Origin of the sequence: Pseudomonas sp. AU11447 (assembly GCF_001672555.2) — a bacterium.
Taxonomy (GTDB): domain Bacteria; phylum Pseudomonadota; class Gammaproteobacteria; order Pseudomonadales; family Pseudomonadaceae; genus Pseudomonas; species Pseudomonas nitroreducens.
The window spans coordinates 63,419-87,335 of sequence record NZ_LZDG02000038.1; the positions used below are offsets into that span (position 1 = coordinate 63,419).

Annotated in this window: 21 protein-coding genes and 3 tRNA genes; 9 read left to right on the forward strand and 15 right to left on the reverse strand. The window is 66.2% G+C overall.

The annotated features are described in order from the left end of the window. Nucleotides 1–149: 149 nt before the first annotated feature. Nucleotides 150–2,336, reverse strand: a complete 2,187-nt coding sequence (locus tag A6723_RS11630; protein WP_024766135.1) for a patatin-like phospholipase family protein — start codon at nt 2,334–2,336, stop codon at nt 150–152. 70 nt (nt 2,337–2,406) lie between these two features. On the opposite strand from A6723_RS11630, the gene A6723_RS11635 reads away from it, so the two are divergent. The 3 genes from A6723_RS11635 (at nt 2,407) to A6723_RS11645 (ending at nt 4,432) form a co-directional block, all read left to right on the forward strand. Then, nucleotides 2,407–2,691 (forward strand): SelT/SelW/SelH family protein, encoded by a 285-nt coding sequence (locus tag A6723_RS11635; protein WP_054908718.1) that lies wholly within the window; start codon nt 2,407–2,409, stop codon nt 2,689–2,691. Nucleotides 2,692–2,814: 123 nt separating this feature from the next. Further along, nucleotides 2,815–3,807, forward strand: a complete 993-nt coding sequence (gene rfaD, locus A6723_RS11640; protein ID WP_024766133.1) for an ADP-glyceromanno-heptose 6-epimerase — start codon at nt 2,815–2,817, stop codon at nt 3,805–3,807. Nucleotides 3,808–3,928: 121 nt separating this feature from the next. Continuing rightward, nucleotides 3,929–4,432 carry a hypothetical protein gene (locus A6723_RS11645; RefSeq protein WP_054908717.1) on the forward strand — a complete coding sequence of 168 codons (504 nt, stop codon included), beginning with the start codon at nt 3,929–3,931 and terminating at the stop codon, nt 4,430–4,432. A 211-nt stretch (nt 4,433–4,643) separates the two neighbouring features. Here A6723_RS11645 and A6723_RS11650 read toward each other — a convergent pair whose 3' ends face one another. From A6723_RS11650 to A6723_RS11660, 3 genes are all read right to left on the reverse strand, one after another. Then, nucleotides 4,644–5,510, reverse strand: a complete 867-nt coding sequence (locus A6723_RS11650; RefSeq protein WP_054908716.1) for a DMT family transporter — start codon at nt 5,508–5,510, stop codon at nt 4,644–4,646. A gap of 87 nt (nt 5,511–5,597) precedes the next feature. Beyond that, nucleotides 5,598–5,939, reverse strand: a complete 342-nt coding sequence (locus A6723_RS11655) for a tRNA-binding protein (protein ID WP_054908715.1) — start codon at nt 5,937–5,939, stop codon at nt 5,598–5,600. A 74-nt stretch (nt 5,940–6,013) separates the two neighbouring features. Continuing rightward, on the reverse strand, nt 6,014–6,778 hold the full coding sequence (locus tag A6723_RS11660) for an AraC family transcriptional regulator (protein WP_054908714.1): 765 nt from the start codon (nt 6,776–6,778) through the stop codon (nt 6,014–6,016). 137 nt (nt 6,779–6,915) lie between these two features. On the opposite strand from A6723_RS11660, the gene A6723_RS11665 reads away from it, so the two are divergent. Continuing rightward, nucleotides 6,916–7,725: a UDP-2,3-diacylglucosamine diphosphatase gene (locus A6723_RS11665; RefSeq protein ID WP_024766131.1), complete on the forward strand. Its 810-nt coding sequence runs from the start codon at nt 6,916–6,918 to the stop codon at nt 7,723–7,725. Continuing rightward, nucleotides 7,722–8,765, forward strand: a complete 1,044-nt coding sequence (locus A6723_RS11670) for a glycosyltransferase family 1 protein (protein WP_054908713.1) — start codon at nt 7,722–7,724, stop codon at nt 8,763–8,765. The genes A6723_RS11665 and A6723_RS11670 overlap by 4 nt, the downstream gene beginning before the upstream one ends. A gap of 3 nt (nt 8,766–8,768) precedes the next feature. Here A6723_RS11670 and A6723_RS11675 read toward each other — a convergent pair whose 3' ends face one another. Continuing rightward, complete coding sequence (locus A6723_RS11675; RefSeq protein WP_024766130.1) at nt 8,769–9,017, reverse strand: hypothetical protein; 249 nt, start codon at nt 9,015–9,017, stop codon at nt 8,769–8,771. A gap of 214 nt (nt 9,018–9,231) precedes the next feature. Between A6723_RS11675 and A6723_RS11680 the strand changes: the two genes are divergently transcribed. After that, the gene (locus tag A6723_RS11680) at nt 9,232–10,365 is read left to right on the forward strand and encodes a GNAT family N-acetyltransferase (RefSeq protein ID WP_054908712.1); all 1,134 of its coding nucleotides are present in this window, start codon (nt 9,232–9,234) and stop codon (nt 10,363–10,365) included. Nucleotides 10,366–10,453: 88 nt separating this feature from the next. On the opposite strand, the gene A6723_RS11685 is transcribed toward A6723_RS11680, so the two are convergent. The 6 genes from A6723_RS11685 to A6723_RS11710 all read right to left on the reverse strand — a co-directional run bounded on the left by A6723_RS11685 (nt 10,454) and on the right by A6723_RS11710 (nt 15,691). After that, nucleotides 10,454–11,017, reverse strand: a complete 564-nt coding sequence (locus tag A6723_RS11685; protein WP_054908711.1) for a cytochrome b — start codon at nt 11,015–11,017, stop codon at nt 10,454–10,456. Nucleotides 11,018–11,159: 142 nt separating this feature from the next. Beyond that, nucleotides 11,160–12,434, reverse strand: a complete 1,275-nt coding sequence (locus tag A6723_RS11690; protein ID WP_054908710.1) for a virulence factor family protein — start codon at nt 12,432–12,434, stop codon at nt 11,160–11,162. Between the two features lies 1 nt (nt 12,435). Then, a complete protein-coding gene (gene mprF / locus A6723_RS11695; protein ID WP_054908709.1) occupies nt 12,436–15,069 on the reverse strand; it encodes a bifunctional lysylphosphatidylglycerol flippase/synthetase MprF in 2,634 nt (877 codons plus the stop codon). A gap of 161 nt (nt 15,070–15,230) precedes the next feature. After that, a tRNA-Met gene (locus A6723_RS11700) sits at nt 15,231–15,307 on the reverse strand. Nucleotides 15,308–15,422: 115 nt separating this feature from the next. Next, nucleotides 15,423–15,499, reverse strand: a tRNA-Met gene (locus A6723_RS11705). Between the two features lie 115 nt (nt 15,500–15,614). Continuing rightward, nucleotides 15,615–15,691, reverse strand: a tRNA-Met gene (locus A6723_RS11710). A 219-nt stretch (nt 15,692–15,910) separates the two neighbouring features. On the opposite strand from A6723_RS11710, the gene dinB reads away from it, so the two are divergent. Next, a complete protein-coding gene (gene dinB, locus A6723_RS11715) occupies nt 15,911–16,969 on the forward strand; it encodes a DNA polymerase IV (protein WP_082450664.1) in 1,059 nt (352 codons plus the stop codon). A gap of 17 nt (nt 16,970–16,986) precedes the next feature. Here the strand turns inward: dinB and A6723_RS11720 are convergent, their stop codons facing one another. The 4 genes from A6723_RS11720 to A6723_RS11735 form a co-directional block, all read right to left on the reverse strand. Then, nucleotides 16,987–17,385, reverse strand: a complete 399-nt coding sequence (locus A6723_RS11720; protein WP_054908708.1) for an META domain-containing protein — start codon at nt 17,383–17,385, stop codon at nt 16,987–16,989. Beyond that, a complete protein-coding gene (locus A6723_RS11725) occupies nt 17,382–17,822 on the reverse strand; it encodes a hypothetical protein (RefSeq protein WP_054908707.1) in 441 nt (146 codons plus the stop codon). Before A6723_RS11725 ends, A6723_RS11720 begins: the two co-directional genes overlap by 4 nt. A gap of 62 nt (nt 17,823–17,884) precedes the next feature. After that, entirely contained in the window at nt 17,885–18,874 is a 990-nt protein-coding gene (locus A6723_RS11730) for a 2-hydroxyacid dehydrogenase (protein WP_054908706.1), read from the reverse strand. Nucleotides 18,875–18,890: 16 nt separating this feature from the next. Beyond that, nucleotides 18,891–21,662 carry a response regulator gene (locus A6723_RS11735; protein WP_054908705.1) on the reverse strand — a complete coding sequence of 924 codons (2,772 nt, stop codon included), beginning with the start codon at nt 21,660–21,662 and terminating at the stop codon, nt 18,891–18,893. A gap of 127 nt (nt 21,663–21,789) precedes the next feature. Here A6723_RS11735 and A6723_RS11740 point away from each other — a divergent pair, with 127 nt between their 5' ends. Next, complete coding sequence (locus tag A6723_RS11740) at nt 21,790–22,500, forward strand: response regulator transcription factor (RefSeq protein ID WP_054908704.1); 711 nt, start codon at nt 21,790–21,792, stop codon at nt 22,498–22,500. A 1-nt stretch (nt 22,501) separates the two neighbouring features. Beyond that, nucleotides 22,502–23,848 (forward strand): sensor histidine kinase, encoded by a 1,347-nt coding sequence (locus A6723_RS11745; protein ID WP_054908703.1) that lies wholly within the window; start codon nt 22,502–22,504, stop codon nt 23,846–23,848. Nucleotides 23,849–23,917 lie beyond the last annotated feature (69 nt).

Genomic DNA, 23,917 nt, shown 5'->3' on the forward strand with positions numbered 1-23,917 from the left:
CTTTTTCATTTGCGAGAGGCCGACATTGCTTACCTCCCGAGGATCGGGCCGCGAAGGCTATTGCAGGGGCGAGCTTGCTCGCAAACGGCGTTTTCCGGCGGGTTTGCCGGTGGGCAGTTCGCGAGCAAGCTCGCTCCTACAAGACTGGCTCAGAAGTTACGGCCCAGGTTGATGTACACCGCGTGCTCGCTGGCATCGTTCAGGCCGTAGCTGAAGGACAGCGGACCCAGCGGTGTCTCGAAGCCCATGAGGATGCTGCCAGCGTTGACGTAGCCGGTGTCGTAGCTGTTGTCGTTGTTCCATACCCGCCCGCGTTCCAGGCTGCCGCCGAGGTAGAAGGGGAAGTCCAGCGGCAGGAATGATCGCTCGGTCATGCGCCGGTAGTAGATGACCCGGCCCAGGCTGTAGTTCTGCCCGGCGAGGGCGTCCTGGCGGTAGCCGGAGAGTTGCCGCGCGCCGCCGAGCAGGAAGCTCGAGACCACCACCTCGGCGTCATCGATGGTGCGTCCGTAGCCGCCGCCCAGCACCCAGGTGTTGGGGCCGCTGCTCAGCGCCTTGTCCAGGCGCAAATCCCATTGCCGGTAGCGGTCGTCGTCACCCAGGGACGGCGTGTGTTCGCGGAAGGAGGTCTGGATGTTCTCGCCTTCGCGCGGGAAGTCGACGTTGTCCATGGTGTCGAAGGAGTATTTGAGCTCGGCGTAGCCTTCGGTGAAGTGGAAGTCCGGCAGGTCCTGTTCGCCGACCCGCACATCCGCCTTGCCGAACGCCTGGGCCACGCCGAGGCGGATCTCGCCGTTGTTGGCGATCTGCCGGCCAAGGTTCAACCCGTAGCCGTAGCGCTCCAGGCGGTACTCGGCGATGGGGTCGTCGTTGTCGGTGGCCTCGACGTTCTGCGCCTCGTTGAACAGGTAGGGCGCGACGAAGTAGCGCGAGCCCACGTCCAGCGGCTGGTAGAACTCGCTGTAGAGCTCCTGCTGGTCGCCGATCTGCAGGCGCGTCAGCCATTCCGCGCCGAGGCGGTTGATACCGTTCATGCGGTAGCTGCCGCCGACGTTGAAGGTGCTGTCGCCACGCAGGTCGTCGGAGAGGTTCAGGCCCAGGCGCAGGTAGTCGGTGCCGCCGCGCTTGCCATAGGCGTGGATCACCAGCGCGTTGCCATCCTTGCGGTGCACGACCCGGTACTGGACCTGGTCGAAGTAATCCAGGCCGTAGAGGGTGCTCATGTCGCGCTGCAGGCGTTCCAGGTCCAGGTGCTCGCCCAGCGGTTGGCGAATGTAATGGAGGATGACGTCATCGCTGACCTTGGAGTTGTTCTCCACCTCGATGCGGTCGATCACCGGTTGGCGCTCGCCCGGTGTGCGCGCCTCGTTCAGCGCCACTGCCTGGGCGTCGGCAGGTTTGCGCAGCGCTGCCAGGCGCGGGGCGAGGATGCTGGTGGCGCGGTAGCCGGCGTCGATCAGCTGCGGCACGCGGCCAAAGTCGGTGGAGCTGTAGCCGCTGAGCGGCGGCTGCACCAGGATGTCGCTGGATTTCAGGGTGGCCAGCTGTGCTTCAGAATTCTTGCGGGTCATCAGAGTGATGGACTGGTTGAGCATGTCCACCACCGTGGCCAGCTGCTTGCGGTCCAGCAGCGGGTTACCGATGTCGACCACGATGACCACGTCGACGCCCATCTGCCGGGCCACGTCCACCGGGATGTTGTCGACCATGCCGCCGTCCACCAGCAGCTTGCCGTTGACCTCCACCGGCGCGAACACCGCCGGGATCGACATGCTGGCGCGGATCGCCTGGGGCAGGTGGCCCTTGCTGAACACCACTTTCTCGCCGGTGGAGATATCGGTGGCCACCGCGCGGAAGGGAATCGCCAACTGATCGAAGTCGCGGGTATCGCTGGTGTGCACCAACAGGCTTTCCAGCAGCATCGACAGGTTCTGCCCCTGGATGGCCCCCAGCGGCAGGCCGAGGGTGCCGTCGTCGCGGAAGCTGAGCTTCTGCTTCACCAGGAAGTCGCGGTCGTCCTGCTTGCGGCGGAAGGGCACGTCGACCCGCGGCGGCGAGTCGGACAGCGCTTCCTTCCAGTCCAGCCCCAGGGCCAGTTGTTCCAGCTCCTTGGGCGTATAGCCCGCTGCATACAGGCCGCCGATCACTGCGCCCATGCTGGTGCCGGCGATGGCGTCGACGTGGATGCCCTGTTCGTCCAGCGCCTTCAGTACGCCGATGTGCGCCAGGCCGCGCGCTGCGCCGCCGGAGAGGACCAGGCCGATCTTCGGCGGAGTGTTCGCCGCCAGGGCGCCGAGGGGAAGGAGCAGGAGGAGGGCGAACAGCAGTCGGCGCATGAAGAGAAGAGTCCGGTAGGGCATTTCAGAGCGGTATTATAGGTTCGCGTCCTACTGCAGAGTCTGATTCATGTCCGAAGCCAAAGCCGAAATCGTCATCACCTATTGCACCCAGTGCCAGTGGCTGCTGCGTGCTGCCTGGCTGGCCCAGGAACTGCTGAGCACCTTCGCTGACGACCTGGGCAAGGTCAGCCTGGTGCCGGGCACGGGCGGGGTCTTCCACATCACCTGCGACGCCGAGCAGATCTGGGAGCGCAAGGCCGACGGCGGTTTCCCCGAGGCCAAGGTGCTCAAGCAGCGCGTGCGCGACCGCATCGATCCGCAGCGCGATCTGGGCCATAACGATCGTTCCTGAAGCGTCGCGGTACCGGTCGGCGGAACCATTCGATAGCTGGCTAACTTCCTTGCTTCATATCAACGGGGTACGCGCGTACCACTCTTAGTCTGAGAGCACCCATTCTCCACAGGAGGTGCCCTCATGAGCATCATTGTCACAGGCGCCGCCGGCTTCATCGGCAGCAATCTCGTCAAGGCGCTGAACCAGCGCGGCGAGACCGACATCATCGCGGTCGATGATCTGACCGAGGGTGACAAGTTCGCCAACCTCGCCGACTGCGACATCAGCGACTACCTCGACAAGGGCGATTTCATCGCGCGTTACGCCCGCGGACGCTTCGGCGTGGTGCGTGCGCTGCTGCACCAGGGCGCCTGCTCCAGCACCATGGAGCGCGACGGGCGCTACATGATGGACAACAACTACCGCTACAGCTGCGAGTTGCTGGACGCCAGCCTGTCCCTGGGTGTGCCGTTCCTCTATGCCTCGTCGGCGGCGGTCTATGGCGGCGGCCAGGAGTTCCGCGAGACGCGCTCCTGCGAGCGGCCGCTGAACGTCTACGGCTACTCGAAGTTCCTCTTCGACCAGCGCGTGCGCAAGGTGCTGCCCACGGCGCGTACCCAGGTGGCCGGCTTCCGCTACTTCAACGTCTACGGCCCGCGCGAGCAGCACAAGGGGCGCATGGCCTCGGTGGCCTTCCACTGCTTCAACCAGTTCCGCGAGACCGGCAAGGTGAAGCTGTTCGGCGAGTACGGCGACTACCCGGCCGGCGGCCACCTGCGCGATTTCGTCTCGGTGGAGGATGTGGCCAGGGTCAACCTGCATTTCCTCGACAACCCCGAGCGCAGCGGCATCTTCAACCTCGGCAGCGGCCGTGCCCAGCCGTTCAACGACGTGGCGCTGGCGGTGATCAATACCCTGCGCGAACAGCAGGACCTGCAGCCGCTGACCCTGGACGCGGCGATCCGCGATGGACTGCTGGAGTACACCGAGTTCCCGGACGAGTTGCGCGGCAAGTACCAGTGCTACACCTGCGCCGATATCGCCTTCCTCCGCGAGGCGGGCTACCGCGCGCCGATGATGGGCGTGGAGGAAGGGGTGCAGCGTTACTGCCGGTGGTTGCTGCAACAGGCTTGATACCCCGTGTATCGGGCTTTTTACCCAGTCTTTACCCAGTGCTGACACTCGGCGCAGGGGCGGCGCGAGACAATGTTCACCACGAACGGCGGGCGGTGGATCGCCCGTGACTGGAGGTGAAATGAAGCTGTCCTCGCGCATCGCGCTCAAATCCGTCGCCACCCTGCTGGCCCTGAGCCTGTCGGCGAGTGCGCTGGCGGGGCCGCATGGCGGACCCGGCGGGCCGGGCGGCCCAGGGCCAGGTCCGTACCATGGCTGGGGCCCAGGCCACGGCTATGGGCTGCCGGATTACGCGCGGGAAGTGTGGATCGGCAGCATGCTCTACTTCGTCGCCGCCGGGACCTACTACCTGTGGAATGCCGACCGTCGCCAGTATGTGGCGGTGGAAACACCGCCTGCCGTGCAGGCGGCGCCGACCACCAGCTATGAGGTGATCGCCTATCCCGCCAGCGGCCAATCGCCGGAGCAGCAGAGCCGCGATCGCTACGAATGCCACACCTGGGCGGTTGGCCAGAGCGGCTTCGACCCGGCCGCCGCTACCCAGGCGCCGCCGGCCGGCATGTCCGATACCTACCGCCGCGCATTGGGCGCCTGCCTGAGCGGGCGCGGGTACAGCATCAACTGATTCCCGGCGCCTTATCCACAGGCGCCACACCGAACAGGCCGCCTCGCAGGCTGTCGTGCGATGAGTCCTTGGCATTCCCTCCCCGGGGCAAGGTTCGAGATACGCACGCTGCGGGGCGGCCTTCTTTTTGTCTCACGCACTGCTTTGGCTCTTTGTAGGAGCGAGCTTGCTCGCGAACAATCTCCACTCCAGAACCAAGCGGTACAGGTCGTCAATGCGAGCCGCGTGCGCTGAGGAAGGTTGCGAAGATGATCAGCGCGCCGCCCGCCAGCATCCGCAGACTCGGCTCCTCGCCGAACAGCACGGCGGCGAAGGCGATGCCGTAGACCGGCTCCAGGGCAAAGATCACCGCCGCCGTGCGTGCCTTGATCAGCCGCAGGCTGGCGACGAACAGGCTGTGGGCGACACCGGTGCAGAGCACGCCCAGCGCCACCAGCCACAACCAGTCCATGCTGCGAATCGCGGGCAACTCGAAGAGCACCAGCGGCAGCAGGCAGGCGATGATCGTCAGGTTCTGGCACAGCGCCGCCTGGATTGGGTCGATCCCCCGCACACTGACCCGGTTGGCCAGCGACAGCAGGGCGAACAGCAGCCCGGAGAGCGTGCCCCAGAGCAGGCCGGCGGTGGCGCCGTCGCGCAGGTCCAGTGTCGGCGTGACCATCACCAGGCCGATGCACACCAGCGCCACCACCAGGTATTCACCCTTGCGGATGCGTTCGCGGAACAACAGGCCTTCCAGCAGCACGGTGAAGGCGGGGAAGCTGGCGAAACCGAGGGTGGCGACCGCCACGTTGCCGACTTTCACGGCGAGGAAGAACGTCAGCCAGTGGGTGCACAGCAGCACGCCGCCACCCAGCAGCATGGCGGCCTGTTTCAGCGTAGGTCGCTTCTGCTGCCGCAGATGCCCGGCGAATACCGCTGCCAGCGACAGCGAGCCGAACAGCGCGCGGCCGAAGACGATGACCAGGGGGCCGGCGAGGATGAGTTTGCCGAAGATGCCGGACAGCCCGAACATCAGGGCGCCGATGTGCAGGCCGATCAGGGCGCCGCGGGGTGTGAGTTGGGTAATGCGATTCATGCCTGAGCTCCCGCCGATTGCTGTGGCGGGGCCTTGTCGGGAAAGAGGCAAGCGCGCCGGGCTGGCTGGCGCGCGGTGAGTCGAAGATCAGGCCAGCCGCGCGCCATTGGGCAGCGGCTTGTCGAAACCGGCGAGCACCACCTTGTCGTCGCTGTCGTAGGCGCCGGTGACCAGCACTTCCGAGCGCACACCGGCGATGGACTTGGGTTCGAAGTTGCACACGCAGAGCACCTGGCGGCCGATCAGCTCGTTGGCTTCATAGTGTGCGGTGATCTGTGCGCTGGAGGTCTTGATCCCCTGCGGACCGAGGTCGACCTGGAGGATGTAGGCGGGCTTGCGCGCCTTCACGTTGGGTTCGGCCTGGACGATGGTGCCCACGCGCAGTTCGACGCGCTCGAAATCCTGCCACTCGATGGTGTCTGCCGACATCGCTGCTCCCGTTGGGGTATTGGGTTCGATGGCCGGCAGTCTAGGCCCTGGGCGCGCGGCTGTCTGTCGCGCGGCTAGCGGGAATTGTCGCGCGCCTCCTGGCGAAGCTGGCGCGCGGTGGTGCCGAACTGGCGCACCAGCGCGGCGGTGAAGGCGCTCTGCGAGGCATAGCCGACCTGCGCGGCGATCTCGCCGACCGATTGGTGCGAACCGCGCAGCAGGTCGCGGCCCAATTGCAGGCGGCGCTGGCGCACGTAGTCCATGGGCGTCTGCCCCGTCTCGGCGAGGAAGCGGGCATGGAAGCGCGCAGCGGATAGCCCGGCGAGCCGCGCCAGGTCGGCCACCTGCAACGGATGCGCAGCGTGGCGATCGATGTAGCTGTCGAGGCTGGCCAACGGCAATTGCGTAGGTTCCTCTACGCGCTGCTGGCCAGCGGCGAGGCTGGCGAGCAGGAGGATCGCACCCTGGCGCGCCAGTACCGGGTCATGCAGGGGGCTGCCGGCCAACCAGTGCACCAGTTGCGCCTGGTCGTTGTTGAGCAGGCGCTGGCCGGGGGTTTCCAGCAGGCGGCGGCCAGCGTCGCAGTGCAGGCCCAGGCCACCGAGCAGGTCTTCCTCGTCTTCCAGGTCCACCACCAGGCAGCGGCTGCCGTCCGGGCTGGCGCAAGCGTGGTGGGCCTCGCGCGGTACCACGGCGAAGGTCTGCCGGGTCACCAGGCTGCCGCGTCCGCCCACTTCGAAATCCAGGCTGCCGGACAGCCCAAGCACCAGCTGCGCATGGCTGTGGCTATGGGCGAGATGGTCGTGGCTGTAGTGGCGCAGGGAGAGGATCGGGTTCATGCGAACTGCTTTCCGAAGCTGGCGGCAGGTGGACAGTCTAGCGCGCCGCGGCTTGTCACGGGACTGTCGCCAGTCGGTCATGTTGGCTTCACCGCTGCGGCCGACACTCGGAGAAACCCCTCTGGAGGTCGCCGACGATGAGCAGCGCGCAACGCATGACGCCGACGAAGAAACAACGGGTGCGGACCCTGTGGATATCCGATGTCCACCTCGGCACCCGCGACTGCCAGGCCGAGCATCTGGCCGGCTTCCTCAAGCGCTACCACGCCGACCGCATCTACCTGGTGGGCGACATCATCGACGGCTGGAAGCTGCGCGGCGGCATCTACTGGCCGCAGGCGCACACCAACGTGATCCGCCGCCTGCTGACCATGAGCAAGCGGGGCACCGAGGTGATCTACGTCACCGGCAACCACGACGAGTTCCTGCGCCGCTATTCCTCGCTGCTGCTGGGCAACATCCGCCTGGTCGACGAGATCGTCCACACCACCGCCGACGGCCGCCAGTTGCTGGTGATCCACGGTGACCAGTTCGACGTCATCACGCGCTACCACAAGTGGCTGGCCTTCCTCGGCGACTCCGCCTACGAGTTCACCCTGACGCTTAACCGCTGGCTGAATCACTGGCGCAGCCGCTATGGCTACGGCTACTGGTCGCTGTCGGCGTACCTCAAGCACAAGGTGAAGACGGCGGTGAACTTCATCAGCGACTTCGAGGAAGCCATCGCCCACGAGGTGCACAAGCGCGGCCTCAACGGCGTGGTCTGCGGGCACATCCACCACGCGGAAATCCGCCAGATCGGCGAGGTGGAATACCTCAACTGCGGTGACTGGGTGGAATCCTGCTCGGCGCTGATCGAGCACTGGGATGGCAGCATCGAGCTTTACCGCCTGGCCGAGGAACCGGTGCGCGCCGAGGCGCCTGCGGTGGTCGAGTCGGCGGCATGAGGCTGCTGATCGTCACCGATGCCTGGCTGCCGCAGGTCAACGGCGTGGTCACCAGCCTCCGGGCACTGGTGGCCGAGTTGGAGGAAATGGGGCACACGGTCGGCCTGATCACCCCGCAGGATTTTCGTCACCGGCCTTGCCCGAGCTACCCGGAAATCCCCCTGGCGTGGAACCTGTGGACAGTCGGCGAGAAGATCGCCGACTTCGCCCCGGACTGCGTGCACCTCGCCACGGAAGGCCCGCTGGGCTGGGCTGCACGGCGCTGGCTGGTGCGCCGCGGGATGAAGTTCAGCAGCGCTATCCATACGCGCTTTCCCGAATACGTGAACACTCGCTGGCCCTGGCTGCCGCTGGCCTGGGGCTACGCCTTCCTGCGTCGCTTCCATGCACCGAGCCAAGCCGTGCTGGTGAGCAGCGAGCGCATGCGCGGAGCTTTCGCCGATCACGCTTTCGACAATCTGGCGCTGTGGCGCAAGGGCGTGGATCTCCAGCGCTTTCAGCCGGGGGAGGGCGCACCGCCCCAGGAACCGGTATTCCTCTATGTCGGCCGGCTGGCGCGGGAGAAGAATCTCGAAGCCTTCCTTGCGCTCGACCTGCCGGGGCGCAAGCGCGTGGTGGGCGACGGCCCGCAGCGCGCGGAGCTGCAAGCGGCTTATCCACAGGTGGAGTTCCTCGGCTATCGCCACGGCGACGAACTGGCGAAGGCCTATCGCAGCGCCAGTGTGCTGGCCTTCCCATCGCTGACCGACACCCTCGGCCTGGTGATGGTCGAGGCGCTGGCGTGCGGTACGCCAGTGGCGGCGTTCCCGGTGACGGGGCCGCTGGATGTCCTCGAGGACGGCGTCACCGGGGTGATGGACGTGGATTTGCGCAGCGCCTGCCTGCGGGCGCTGGGGCTGGATCGCCAGGCCTGCGCGCAGTGGGCGCGCGGGCAGACCTGGCGGGCATCCGCGCAGGAGTTCCTGGCGCTTCAGGTGAGCCTGACGCCATTGCCAGTCAGTGCGCCGGTCAGCGAAGAACCGGGCTATGTGAGCAGCTAGAGATCAGAACAGCCGACGGTCGTGGTCCAGGTTCTGGTCCACCAGCCATTTGCCGTGGGCGATGGAAGCGTGCTGGGCCTTCTGCAGATCCGACATGAAGGCAAACTCCACCGGTAGCGTCTTGCGTTTGGTGGTCTGCCCGTCCGGGGCGGTGATGTGGCAACCGCCGGCCCAGGGAGTGGGCAGGCCGGGATGCTCGACGACATCGGCGGTGATGGTGTACTTGCGGTACTCGCATTGCATCAGGCTCATGGGGCGTCCTCCTGGCTGGTCGCCAACGGCCCGCGAAGGGCGTGTGGCGAGCGGAACGATGCTGGCGTCGTGCGCCGGCAAGCCTTGCTAACCCCCAACATAGACCACTCTGCCGGCCCCTCCGGCGGATACCGACGAACGTGAATGTCACCGGCGTGCGAGTTTTCCCGCTTGAATCTTCCCTTCGCTCGCGCCTCGCGCCAGACTGTCGGCCATGCCTATCCAGACCATTTCCCGCCTTGCCGAAGTCGACGCCCGCCAGTGGGACGCCCTGCTGCCGGACGACCAGCCGTTTCTGCGCCATGGCTTTCTCTCCGCCCTGGAGGAAAGCGTCAGCGTCGGCGGCCGTAGCGGTTGGAAACCTTCCCACCGGGTGCTTCTGGCCGACGATGGCCGCCTGCTCGCCGCGGCGCCGGCCTATCTGAAAAGCCACTCCTACGGCGAGTACGTGTTTGACTGGAGCTGGGCGGATGCCTGCCTGCGCGCCGGTATTCCCTACTACCCCAAGCTGCTGGTGGGGATTCCCTTCACCCCGGTCGGCGGCGCTCGCCTGCTCGGCGCGCCGGACGCCGCGCTGAGCCTGGTCGGCGCGCTGGCGGGCGAAGTGGACGAGGGGCATTGCTCCGGCGTACACGTGAATTTCACCGATGCTGCCGCCGATGCCCTGCTGGGCGCTGCAGACGGTTGGCTGGAACGCCTGGGTTGCCAGTACCACTGGAGCAACCGCGGCTACCGCGACTTCCAGGACTTTCTCGACGCTCTCAGCTCACGCAAGCGCAAGCAGATCCGCAAGGAGCGCGAGCAGGTCGCCGGGCTGGGGCTGGATTTCGTCTGGATGGAAGGGCGCGAATTGTCTGAAGCGCACTGGGACTTCGTCTATGCCTGCTACAGCAGCACCTATGAGGTCCGCGGGCAGGCGCCCTACCTGAGCCGAGCGTTCTTCAGCCTGATCGGCGAGCGTATGCCCGAGGCGATCCGCGTGGTCTTCGCTCACCAGAATGGCCGGCCTGTGGCCATGGCTTTCAGTCTGCTCGGCGGCGATACGTTGTACGGCCGCTACTGGGGCTGCCTGGCGGAGTTCGACCGCCTGCACTTCGAGACCTGTTTCTACCAGGGCCTGGACTTCGCCATCGGCCACGGCCTCCAGCGCTTCGACGCTGGAGCGCAGGGCGAGCACAAGCTGATCCGTGGCTTCGAGCCGGTGATCACCCGCTCCTGGCACCGCCTGGGACATCCCGGACTGCGCGAGGCGGTGCAGGAATTCCTGATAGGGGAGAGGGCGGGCATCCTGGCTTATGCCGAGGAGGCGCGTGCTGCGCTGCCCTATCGTCAGGACTGCTCTTCGTAGGAGCGAGCAAGCTCGTTCCTACGAAGAGCAGCTTTCCCTGCAGGAGCAGACCTTGCCCACGGCTGGTCGGCGCTGCAGGGCGGGGAAATTACTCCGGCTTTGCCTCGCCCTTGCCCGGCAGCATGCGCACCAGGGTGTTGTCGCGGCTGATGTAGTGATGGAACAGCGCGGCCAGTGCGTGGATACCGATCAGCCAGTAGCCGAGCACGGCGATGGTTTCATGCCAGTACTTCACCTGCTTGGCCAGGTCCGGGTTCTTGCCCACCAGGTGCGGCAGCTCCATGCCCCAGAACGGCACCGGCTTGTCGGCGGCGCTGAGGATGATCCAGCCGGCCAGCGGCAGGCCGATCATCAGGCCGTACAGTGCCAGGTGTGCGAGCTTGGCCAGGACCATCTGCCAGGCCGGCGGTGCCGGAACGATGGGCGGGGTGGGGTAGATGAAGCGACCGATCAGGCGCAGCCAGACCAGCACGAACACACTCAGGCCGAGCATGAAGTGCCATTGGGAGAACAGCGCGCGGGTGTCGCTGCCTTTGGGGAAATTGGTGCGATATTCCATGCAGAAGTACACGGCGGCGATCAGCACCAGCATGATCCAGTGCATGGCAATGGACAGGCTGCCGTAGCGGGACGGGGTCTTGGACAGGCTCATGACGGTTCCTTGTTTGGCTCGGTTATCGTGACGCCCCGTTCTGGCGACGGGCTTGTCAGTCTGAGCATAGAGCCTTAAGCGTGCCTGAAACACCATGAAGGCAAAGTGAAAGGGCCGCGATGTGCGGCCCTTTTGATGTCGGTCAGCCTTCGTCGTCGGCTGACTGGCGGGAGCGGATGGCGTTCACCAGCCTTTTGGCCAAGGCCGGGTAGTCCTCGTCGAAGTGGTGTCCGCCGGGCAACTGCAGGTTCTCGCCCACGGCCTGGGGCTGGGTGCAGCCGCTCTCGTCCTTCTCTTCCACGCCGTACACGCAGAGCACCTTCGGTCCGGGCAGGCGCGCCATTTCCGGGCCGGTGGAAGCTTCCTGGCCGGCCTTGCCGAGCCAGCCCTGCACCTCGATCTCGAAGCTGCCACTGCGGGCGAAGGCCAGCAGGATCACCGAGCTGACGTCCTTCTTGGCGTCCGCCGGCAGGCGGTTGTAGATCGCCGGCAGCACGTCGGCGCCAAAGGAGTAGCCGGCCAGCACGAAGTGCTTGGCTCCCCACTTCTCGCGGTAGTGCTGCATCAGCAGGGCGAGGTCGGCGGCGCTCTGCTCCGGGGTCTTGTGCTCCCAGAAGTAGCGCAGGGCATCGACTCCCACCACCGGATAGCCCAGCTCGGCCATCTGCGCGGCAACGTCGCGGTCGAGGTCGCGCCAGCCGCCGTCGCCGGAATAGAACAGGGTGACGGTTTCCGAGGGCTTGGCGGCCGGGACTTCCACCACCGGTACGTTATCGCCGCCGCCTTGCAGCTGCTGGCGCAGTTGATCGGCAAGGACCTTGGGCAGCGGCGTGTCGTAATCGGTGATCACCGTTTCGGCGTTTTTCAAGCCACGGGCGAAGCGCGCGCTGGCATCGTCCGGGTTGTCGTTCCAGGCAGCCAGCCAGTGGCCGTGGGGAGCGTTCTGCGGCAGAGGGGTGGCGGCGCAGTCGGGCTTCTCCAGGGAGAAGCCCACGGACAGCGCCTTGGCCTTGTCGTCGGTCTGCCCGGCGAGCCAGCGGAAGGCCCAGGCGCTGCCCGGACCGATACCGGCGACCAGGGTCGGCTGGCCGTCGAGCAGCTCACCAGCGGCCTGGATGCGAGCCTGCTGGGCCTTGCAGTCGTTCTCCGGGAAGACGAACTGCACCACACGGGCGCCGCTGTCGTGGGCCAGGGCCAGCAACTGGGCGTCGTCCAGTTTCTGGTCGGCCTGCACGGCCAGCAGCACGCGTGCATTGGGCTGCTTGCCGGGGTTGGCCAGGCTGGCGGCGCTGCCGTCGGGCAACTGGCGGTGGTCCAGGGAGGCCTGCGGGGCCGGGCGGCTCCACAGCAGCAGGCCGACGGCAATGACGATCAGCAGGAGAAGGGCGAGCAGGTGTCGCCAGCGTCGTTTCAACATATCAGCGTTTTACCAATCCACTCAGGCCGCCCGCGATGAGGGCGGCTGTGTCGGCCAGGGCCACCAGCGGATCCAATCCGGCGGGCACGGCCAGGTAACGGGGTTCCCAGTCGGGCTGGAACTTGTCCTTGAAGCGACGCAGCCCCTGGAAGTTGTAGAACTGCTCACCCCGGCGAAAGACCAGCGCGCCGAGACGTTGGGTCAGCGGGGCGCCGCGGCGCGGCTGCAAGCCGGCCAGGGGCACCATGCCGAGGCTGAAGCGGGTGTGCCCGCTCTCCTTGTAATGCAGGATCAGGCCGAGCATGAGGAACTCCATGGTCAGCTTGGGCGCATCGGGGACGACGCGCATCAGGTCAATGCTCGCCAGTTCCTTGCCGGACGTTTCCAGCAGGTTGGCGAAAGCCACGGCGCGGCCCTGGAATCGGACCACGACGACGCGGAAATAGTGCAGGTATTCAGGGGTGAAGCGGCCGAGGGAGAAGCCTTTCTCACGGACGTTCTTGCCGCCCAGCCAGGCATCGGAGATGGCGCGCAGCTCGTCCATCGGCGCCTGCCCGGCATCATGGAACTCCAGGCTCAGGCCATCGCGCTGGCCGCGGTTCCAGGTGTAGCGCAGGTCCTTCATCTCCTTGCCCTTGCTCTCCAGGTCGAAGCGGCGCAGGTCAACCCGCGCTTCTTCTCCGAGCTTGAGCGCGGTCAGGCCGATGTCCATGTACAGCGGCAGGTTCTCCGCGCGCACCTGGTAGAACACCGGGCGGGCGTGGTGCAGGTCGCAGAGGTCGCGGAACTGCCAGATCAGCTCCGCGCGGGCCTGTGCCGGGCCGATCGGATCGAACAGCGCGACCAGGCTGCGGCCGCGGCGGGCATACATCAGGAAGGCGTCGTTGCCCTCGTGGAACAGCAGCGCCTTGTCGCCGGACAGGGCCAGGCCGCCGTCGGGCTGAGCGGAGTTGGAGAGGATGCCGGCTGCGCTGTCCAGCTCCTCGCGTGTGGGCGCGTGGATCGCCGGCGGCGCAGTGCGCAGCAGCCAGTACAACGCCAGGGCTGCCAGCAACAGGCAACTGCCCAGGGCCGCGCGCAGGCCGCGCGGGGCATCGGCGTCCAGGGCGAACTGCCACCAGAGCTCATGGCTGTAGGGCACGTCCTGGTAGGCAAACAGCAGCAGCCAGATGGAAGCGGCGATGACGCACGCGGCTGCGCCCAGGTACAGCGGCGAGAAGGGCAGGTCCATCAGGCGGCTGCGACGGTAGAAGGCGCTGCGGAAGATCACCAGCAGGGCGGCGGTGAAGCTGAGGATCAGGGCTTCTTCCCAGTCGAAGCCCTTGAGGAGCGACAAGGCAGCGCCGGCGATCAGCAGGCCGAGGGTCAGCGCCCAGGCAGCGGAGAGGCGCCGGCGCAGACCATAGGCGAGCAGCAGGCAGAGCACGCCGATCAGGCTGGCGGCCAGGTGCGAGGCGTCGATCAGGCGGTGCGGGACGAGGAAGCCGACCTCGTCGAGGCGGGTATCGATGGACGGTGTGGCGCCGGAGAACAGCAGCACGATGCCGGAGATGAACACTAGCAGCGAGAGGATCTGCGCGGCAAAGCCGGAGGTGATCCGCACCGCCTGCTTGGCCACCAGGATGCGGCGTGCCTCGAGGAACAGCAGCAGCAGGCAGGCGACGATCAACGGCAGTACGACATAGATCAGGCGGTAGAGCAGCAGCGCCGCGGCGAGCGGTGCGGCACCCAGTTGTCCGGCGAAGGCAGCCAGCAGCACGGCCTCGAACACGCCGACGCCACCGGGGACGTGGCTGAGCACGCCAGCCGCCAGGGCAATCAGGTAGACCAGCAGGAAGGCGCCGAAGGGCGGGGCCTCGGGCAGCAGCAGATAGAGCACGGTGGCAGCAGCGGCAACGTCCAGCGCAGTGATCAGCAGTTGCAGCAGCGACAGCCGCAGGCCGGGCAGGCGCAGCGTGCGGCGGCCGACGCGAACCAAGTGGCTGTCCGGCGAAGGTTGCTCGGGCAGGCGGCGACGTTCGATACCGACCACCAGCAGCAGGCAGAAGGCGATGATGCCCAGCGCGAGGACCGCCACCAGCCACTGTGGCAGGTGCAGGGCCAGCGATGCGTCCGCGAGGTCGCTCAGTGCGGCCACGGCCGCCAGCACTGGCAGGGCGCAGCCCAGCGAGAGGCTGGCAAACAGGGTCATCAGCGCGACATCGCCGGCACCCAGTCCCAGCCGGGCATACAGGCGATAGCGCACCGAACCGCCGGACAGCATCGACAACCCGACGGCATTACCGATGGCAAAGGCGGAGAAGCCGCCAGTCAGCAGTGCCGGGGTGGGTAGTTTCACACCGGCGAAGCGGCTGGCCGACCATTCATAGCCGAGCAGGAAGATGAAGCCCACGACGGTGGCCGCGAACGCGCCGGTCAGCGCGGTGGTAGGCACATCGAGCAGGGCGTCGTGCAGGGAATAGGCATCGATGTCGCGCAGCAGGTGGTAGCAGGCGATCAACGCCAGGCTGAACAGCACCAGAGTTACGCCCAGGCCGAGTGCCTGGCGGTTGGCGTTGATCCAGTCGAGCCATGCCGCTCGTGGCGTGGCTTCGTCGGGGGCAGGTGTATCGGGTGTGGCAGGGTTGGCGCTCATTGGGCACCTCTAACGATCCTGCGCGACAGAGTAGGGGCACTGTCGCGAATTCCCAAGTCCTTGGAGAGTATTTTCGTCATTCGGCTGGCGCCACCCGTACGTGGTTTTTTCTGCGCACAACGAAAAAAGCCACTCCTAAGAGTGGCTTTCTTCTTGATGTCTGGTTGCGGGAGCAGGATTTGAACCTACGACCTTCGGGTTATGAGCCCGACGAGCTACCAGACTGCTCCATCCCGCGGCGGCAATTCTACGGATATGAAGCCTCGTGTCAAACGATATTTCGTTTTCGATCAATAATTTAAATCGCGCGCAAACGAAAAAGGCCACTCCGAAGAGTGGCCTTTTCCTGTGTCTGGTTGCGGGAGCAGGATTTGAACCTACGACCTTCGGGTTATGAGCCCGACGAGCTACCAGACTGCTCCATCCCGCGCCGGCCATTCTACGTAAATGAAAGTCTCTGTCAATCGATATTTGTTCTGCGATCAAAAATTTAAATGACGCGCAAACGAAAAAGGCCACTCCGAAGAGTGGCCTTTTTCTGTATCTGGTTGCGGGAGCAGGATTTGAACCTACGACCTTCGGGTTATGAGCCCGACGAGCTACCAGACTGCTCCATCCCGCGACGCCCATTCTACGCCGGTGCGCCCGGGTGTCAATGAAAAAAGGGAAAAAGTGATTTTCTATCAGATATTTAGCCGCCAGGAATGGAATCGTCGCAGGGATCGACAAGGGTGATTTACACGGCTGTGGATAACCGGGACGGCAGGTTTTTGCATTACCATGGGCGGGTTTTCCGTCTTCTATAAAGGCGGTTTCCGTTGGTGATGCAGGCGCCTCCTTCGTGACTCGGCAGAGAAAGATCATCCACATCGATTGCGATTGCTTCTATGCCGCCATCGAGATGCGCGACGACCCCAGCCTCGCGGGCAAGCCGCTGGCCGTGGGCGGGTCGCCGGACAAGCGTGGCGTGGTCGCGACCTGCAATTACGAGGCGCGTGCCTACGGCCTGCATTCGGCCATGGCCATGCGTACCGCCGTGAAACTCTGCCCGGACCTGACCATCGTCCGCCCGCGCATGGACGTCTATCGCGAGACCTCGCGGGACATTCACGCGATCTTCCGCGACTACACCGACCAGATCGAGCCGCTGTCCCTGGACGAGGCCTACCTCGACGTCAGCGACAGCGAGCGTTGCGGCGGCAGCGCCACGCGCATTGCCCAGGAGATTCGCCAGCGCGTCTGGGAGACCCTGCACATCACCGTGTCTGCCGGGGTGGCGCCGAACAAGTTCATTGCCAAGATCGCCAGCGATTGGCGCAAGCCCAACGGCCTGTTCGTGGTCACACCCGATGAGGTCGACGGTTTTGTCGCCGAACTGCCGGTGAAGAAGCTGCATGGCGTGGGCAAGGTCACCGCCGAGAAGCTGGCGCGCCTGGGCATCCGCACCTGCGCGGACCTGCGCGACTGGTCGCGGATCCAGTTGGCCAAGGAGTTCGGCAGTTTCGGTGAGCGGCTCTGGGGACTGTCGCGGGGCATCGACGAGCGCCCGGTGCAGGTGGACAGCCGGCGGCAATCGATCAGCGTGGAGAACACTTTTGACCAGGACCTGCCGGACCTGGCAGCCTGCCAGGAAGAGCTGCCGTCACTGCTGGGCGAGCTGGAGCGGCGCATGACGCGCCTGGACGCCAGCTATCGGCCGGGCAAGCCGTTCATCAAGCTGAAGTTCCACGACTTCACCCAGACCACCCTGGAGCAGGCCGGCGCCGCGCGGGATCTGGAAAGCTATCGGCTGCTGCTGGGGCAGGCCTTCCAGCGCGGCAACAAGGCGGTTCGGCTGATCGGCGTAGGCGTGCGCCTGGTCGATCTGCGCGGCGCCCACGAGCAATTGACGCTCTTCTAGACCTGCCCGGAAGAGCCTCAGCCTTCCGGCCACATGCGCATGGCGCGACCGCTGGCCGGCCACAGGCGCAGCTCGCCTTCGTCGGTGATGTCCCAGCGCTGCACCTGGCCGAGCATCTTGAGGAACTGCTGTTCCTGCTCCATCACCAGGTCGGCGCAGAGCTTGCGGGTGGCGCCCGGCTGGCCGAAGGTCAACTGGTCGCCCTCGAGCTTGTAGCTGGCGAACCAGTGGTTGCAGCCGGCGCTGCCATAGGCGCGGCCATCGCCGTCCAGGGTCAGGCTGATGTGGGTGTAGTCGATCAGCGGGCGTTCGCCGATCCATTCCACGCGGTAGTTCTGCTCGGCTTCGGGCACCGGCTTGCTGGCGCAGCCGGCCAGGGCCAGCGCGGTGCAAGCGCTGGCGATCAGGGTTTTCATGCAGTCTCCTTGCTCTGGCAATCCGGGCAAAGGTGGCGCTTGCCGGCCTTGGCCCATCCGAGTTCGGCGATGCGCGCTTCGGCGGCCGGCTGTTGGGCGGCCTTGCCGAGGGTGGCATCGACGGCGAATTCGAAGTCCAGTGTAGCCGCGCAACCGTCGCAGTTGACCGTCCATTCGTGGATACCCAGTTCACGGAATGCCGGCCCCTTGGCCACGGCCATCCACTGCCCGGGCGGGTTGATCAGGTGGCGGACCTTTTCCACTTCCAGGGTCATGCTCAGGCTCTTGCTGCCCTTGAGGCTGACCAGCAGGGTGTCGCCGGCCTTGATCGAACCGCCGATGCCGGTGACCTGGTAGCGGCCCGGGGTCAGTGCGCGGCACTCGTTGAGGGTGAATTGCGGGTTGAGCAGGGTGTAGCGGAAATCGTGCTGGGCCATGGGTCCTCCGGGAAAGCGCGGCATTCTAGGTGGCACAGCGCCGGGATGCGAGGGGCAACTGATCAACCTTCGACCAGATTGACCGGCCGGCCCGCCTGCCAGGCGGCGATGTTGGACAGGGTGGTCTGGGCGATCCCGGCCAGGGCTTCACGGGTCAGGAAAGCCTGGTGCGCGGTGATGATCACGTTGGGGAAGGTCAGCAGGCGCGCCAGCACATCGTCCTGCAGCGGCTGGTCGGAGCGGTCGGCGAAGAAGATGTCGGCTTCCTCTTCATAGACGTCCAGGCCGAGGTAGCCGAGCTGGCCGCTTTTCAGCGCCTCGATCAGCGCCGGGGTGTCCACCAGCGCGCCGCGGCCGGTGTTGATCAGCATCGAGCCGCGCTTCATGCGCGCGAGGCTCTGGGCATTGATCAGGTGTTTGGTGGCGTCGTTGAGCGGGCAGTGCAGGCTGATGATGTCGGACCGCGCGAGCAGTTCGTCCAGCTCGACGAAACGCCCGCCCAGGGCCTCGATGGCGTGGTTGGGATAGGGGTCGTAGGCCAGGATGTGGCAGCCGAAACCGCTCATGATGCGGGCGAAGACCTCGCCGATCTGCCCGCTGCCGATCACGCCCACGGTGCGCCCGTGCAGGTCGAAGCCGGTCAGGCCATGCAGGGAGAAGTCGCCTTCGCGGGTACGGTTGTAGGCGCGGTGTAGGTGCCGACATAGCGCCAGGACCAATCCCACGCCATGTTCAGCCACGGCATGGGGCGAATAGGCCGGTACGCGAACCACGGCCAGCCCCAGCGCGTGGGCAGCGGCTAGGTCGACATGGTTGTAGCCGGCCGAGCGCAGGGCGATCAGTTTCGTGCCGCCGGCGGCCAGGTGCTCCAGCACCGGGCGAGACAGGTCGTCGTTGACGAAGGGGCAGACCACCTCGAAGCCCATGGCCAGGGCGACGGTGTCCAGGCGCAGCTGGGTCTGCTGGAAGTGCAGCTCGAAGCCGTGGCCGTGGTTGGCGGCGAGGAAGCTGTCGCGATCGTAGGTCTGGTTGCTGAACAGGATGATGCGCATCGCTTGGATTCCGTCCTCAGTGCGGCTGGCCGGCCTCTGCTTCCAGGTGGCCCTCGGTCGCTTGTGCCAGTTCGGCCATCGCCATGTCGAGTTCATCCAGCGCGGCGGGGGCGTCCGGTTCGTTCTGCTTGAGCAGGGTTTCGGCGCGCTGGCAGGCGGCGCGCAGCATCGGCACGCCGCAGTAGCGGGTGGCGCCGTGCAGGCGGTGGATGCGCTCGAGCAGGGTATTGCGGTCGTTGCGCTCACGGGCCTGGCGAATCACCTGGCGGTCGGCGGACAGCGAGGCGAGCAGCATGCCGAGCATGTCGGCAGCCAGTTCCGGTTTGCCGGCGGCCAGGCGCAGGCCTTCCTCGGGGTCCAGGACGCTGAGCCCGTCAAGCTTGGATTCGGTGTGGCGCGGGCGTTCGTCACGTGGCTCGCCCAGCGCCAGGCCGGTCCACTTGAGGATCACCTGGACCAGTTGGCGCTCGTCGATCGGCTTGGTCAGGTAGTCGTCCATGCCGCCCTGCAGCAGGGCGCGTTTCTCGTTCGCGAGGGCATGGGCGGTGAGGGCTATGATCGGTACCGGGCTGACCTCACGGTCGCCTTCCCACTGGCGGATCGCCTCGGTGGCCTGGCGGCCGTCCATGATCGGCATCTGCACGTCCATGAAGACCAGGTCGAAGCGCTCGCGCTGAACGGCCTCGACGGCGGCGAGGCCGCTGTCCACGGCAGTCACTTCTGCGCCCATGTCGGTCAGCAGGGTCTTCACCAGCAACAGGTTGGCGGGGTTGTCATCGACGCAGAGCAGGTGCGGGGTGCGCTCGAGCCGGCCGTTGGCCGATTTGTCCTTGCGCAGGGGGCGCAGGTGCAGCAGTTCGTTCATCGCCTGTTGCAGCTTGCGCGTGCAGGCGGGTTTGCTCTGCACCTGGGCGTCGGGCAGCACGTCGTTGTAGTGCGCCTGCTCGATGGTCGGGCATAGCACCAGGCTCTTGCAGCCATGCTGTTCCAACTCGCGGATGGACTGGCGCAGCGCCTCGGGTGGGTGTTCGGCGGCGGTCACGCCCAGCAGCGCCAGGGTGATCGGCGCCTTGTCCGACGGCCCGGCCAACAGCGCCTTTTCCAGTGTGGCGAGGTCGGGAAACTCGGTGACTTCCAGGCCGCAGTCTTCCAACTGGTGGTGCAGCGCGGTGCGGGTCAGTTCATGGGGCTCGTACAGTGCCACGCGCAGGCCGCCGGCCATGGCGGGCGGCAGGTCGTCGCCGTCGTCACGGGCCTTGGGCAGGTTGAGGCTGATCCAGAATTCCGAACCGTCGCCGGCGCTGCTTTCCACGCCGATCTCGCCACCCATCTGCTCGATCAGGCGCTTGGAGATCACCAGCCCCAGGCCAGTGCCGCCGGCCTGGCGTGAGAGCGAGTTGTCGGCCTGGCTGAAGGCCTGGAACAACGCGCGCAGGTCGGCGTCGGTCAGCCCCACGCCGGTGTCCTGCACGCTGATGCGCAGTTGCGCGCGGTCGTCGCTTTCGTCCTCGAGCATGGCGCGTACGGCGATGCTGCCGTCGTGGGTGAACTTGATGGCGTTGCTCACCAGGTTGGTCAGCACCTGTTTCAGGCGCTGTGGGTCGCCCACCAGCTGCAGCGGGGTGTCGCGGTAGATCAGGCTGACCAGCTCCAGGTGCTTCTCGTGGGCGGCGGGGGCGAGGATGGTCAGGGTGTCCTGGATCAGCTCGCGCAGGTTGAACGGGATGTTCTCCAGCACCAGCTTGCCGGCCTCGATCTTCGAGAAGTCGAGGATCTCGTTGATGATCCCCAGCAGGCTTTCGGCGGACTTGTGGATGGTGCCCAGGTAGTCCTGCTGGCGCGTGGTCATCTCGCTCTTCTGCAGCAGGTTGGTGAAGCCGAGGATGCCATTGAGCGGGGTGCGGATCTCGTGGCTCATGTTGGCGAGGAACTCGGACTTGATCCGGCTCGCCTCCAGGGCTTCCTTGCGCGCCAGGTCCAGTTCGATGTTCTGGATCTCGATGGTCTCCAGGTTCTGCCGGACGTCCTCGGTGGCCTGGTCGATGTTGTGCTGCATTTCTTCCTGGGCGCTCTGCAGCGCCTCGGCCATGCGGTTGATGCCGCCGGCCAGCTCATCCAGTTCGTGGCTGCCCAAGGCGGGCAGGCGGGTTTCCAGACGGCCTTCCTTGAGCTGGGCGACGCCCTGGGCGATCTGCCCCAGCGGCGCATTGATCGCGCGGCTCATGCGCAGGGCGAGCAGGGCGGTGACGGCAAGCCCGGCGCCGATCAGCAGCAGGCTGGTGAACAGGCTGCGGTAGCCGCGCAGCAGGGTGCCGTGGTGCGACAGCTCCAGCTCGACCCAGCCCAGCAGTTTCTCGGCGTCATCGTCGGGGTCGCCGGAGAGGCTGCGGTGCTTGCCCAGCACCGGCAGGAGGAAGTGGGTGGTGTCCAGATTGCTGGACATGCTCAGGTGCGAGCCGTCGCCGGAAGGAATGGGGGTGAGGATGCTGGGGCCGGCGTGGACCAGTTTTTCCCGGTCCGGGTTGAGGAAGGTCACGGCGCGTACGTCAGGCTGGTCCAGCGCCTCGTTGGCGATGCGTTCGAGCAGCTCGTTGTTGTGGTGGGCCATGGCCGGGGCCGACAGCGGTGCCAGTTGCTCGGCGATCAGTTGCCCGCGCTCGATCAACTGGGCGTGCATGTCCGCCAGCTGCACCCAGGTGAAATAGCCGCCCAGCACCAGCGCCAGCAGGCTGGTGGGCAGCAGGGTGAGCAGCAGTACCCGTCCCTTGATGCCGAGATCCTTGAACACGCGCTTCCTCCGATGCGTTTATCCCCGGCAGTGTAGCGGTTCGGCCCCTGCTCGGAAGCCCTTTGCCTTGCCGAGACGACGCGGAATCGTGAATACTTCACGCAATTGCTAATCACTCTTATTTGATATGAATGCCATTGCTTCGTCCGGCCTGCGCCTGTTGACCATCGAGGACGACCCGACCCTGGGCGCCCACCTGTCCTCCCACCTGAGCGAGCGCGGCTTCGAGGTTACCTGGTGCCTGGATGGTGACGAGGGCCTGGCCCAGGCACGCGGCGGCGACTACGACCTGGTGCTGATGGACATCATGCTGCCCGGCACCAGTGGCCTGGATATCCTCCGCACGCTGCGTCGCGAGCGCGCGGTGCCGGTGATCCTGATGTCCGCCCTGGGCGCCGAGCAGGACCGCATCGCCGGCTTTTCCCAGGGCGCCGACGACTACCTGCCCAAGCCCTTCAGCCTCGCCGAGCTGAGCGTGCGCGTGGATGCAGTGCTGCGCCGCGTCGCGCTGGAGCGCGGCAGCCAGTCCCTTGGCAATACGGTGACCGGCCTGCAGATGGACCCGCAGAAGGACGACGTCGGCCTCGACGGCCAGTGGGCCGGTCTGACCGGCACCGAGTACCGCCTGCTGGAGACCTTCCTCGGCAGCCAGGGCGAGACTCTCAGCAAACCCTTCCTTTATCAGCACGTGCTGCACCGCGCCTTCACAGCCCACGATCGTAGCCTGGACATGCATGTCAGCCACCTGCGCCGCAAGCTGCAGGCTATAGGCTACGTCCGCCACCAGTTGCACACCGTGTGGGGCAAAGGCTATGTCTTTGCCGAGGCCGAGGACTGACATGCCCGGCCGCCACTCGCTGTTCTGGAAGCTCGCCTTTGCCTTGGTAGTGCTGTGCCTGTCGGTGATCTGGCTGTCCTGGAACTGGGGCAAGCAGATGGAGCGCGACAGTTACAACCTCTCCGAGGATGCGCGGCATGTCCTGGGTGGCTATGCCGAAGAGGCGCAGCAGGCCTGGCGTACTGGCGGGGCTACGGGCGTCGACAGCTGGCTGGCAGGGATGAAGCAGCGCGAGCCGGTGTGGATGGTGGTGGTGGACGGTCGCCTGCAGTCGCTGGGCACGCAGCCGCTGCCCATGGCCGATGTGGCGCACCTGACCTTCCAGCGCGGGCTGGACTGGCCGGTTAGCTCGCGCTCGGTCAACCTGCCCTACATCGGCATACCGTTTCCTGACGACCCGGCTGCCGGCCGCCTGGTGCTGCAGCTGCCGCAGCGCTTCCTCCCCGGCGGCCTGAGTTTCCTGCGCCAGTCCATCAGCCATGCACTGGTGCCAGCGATCCTCGCGCTGCTGCTCTGTGGGCTGATCTACCGGCGCCTGGTGCGCCCGCTGGGGCGTCTGCGCGAGCACGCCAATTCCTTGCAGGCGGATAACCTGGGCTCGGTCGCCGGCCCCGAACTCGTCACCCGCCGCGATGAACTGGGCGAGCTGGGCCGCGCGCTGGACCACATGGCCGAGCGCCTGCGCGGCCATGTCAGCCTGCAGCGCCAACTGTTGCGCGACCTGTCTCACGAACTGCGCACGCCACTGAGCCGCCTGCGCGTGGCAGGGGACAGTCCGATCAGCGAAACCGCGCTGCGTCAGCGCGTGGAGCGTGAGGTGGAAGTGATGCAGCGACTGGTCGCCGATACGTTGGAACTGGCCTGGCTGGATACAGAGCGCCCGCGCGTGGAGCTGGAAGAGATCGACCTGCGTTCGCTGTGGGACCTGCTGGTGGACGATGCGCGCTTCGAGGCTGGCTGGAGTTCGGAGCGCTTCCTTTATCAGGTGCCGGCGGAATGCCGCGTGCGCGGTCATCTGAACGGGCTGGCCCAGGCGCTGGAAAATCTGTTGCGCAATGCCATCCGCCACTCCCCGGAGGAGGGTCGTATCCGCTTGAGTGGCCGGCGCGAACCGAGCGGCTGGCACCTGTGGCTGGAGGACGATGGCCCAGGCGTGGCGGAAAGCGACCTGGAGCGTATCTTCCTGCCCTTCACCCGGCTCTCCGATGCCCGCACCGGCGAAGGTTTCGGCCTGGGCCTGAGCATCGCCCGCAGCTCGCTGCGCATGCAGGGTGGCGAACTCTGGGCGGATTGCGCCGACGCTGGCCTGCGCGTTCACCTGCGCCTGCCGGACGCGGCGGCGGCCTGAGGCGCGCCTCGGACCCCGAACACGGCTTGTTAGGAAGTTTCGTATGGCAGGGCGTCTTTTGCCGGTATC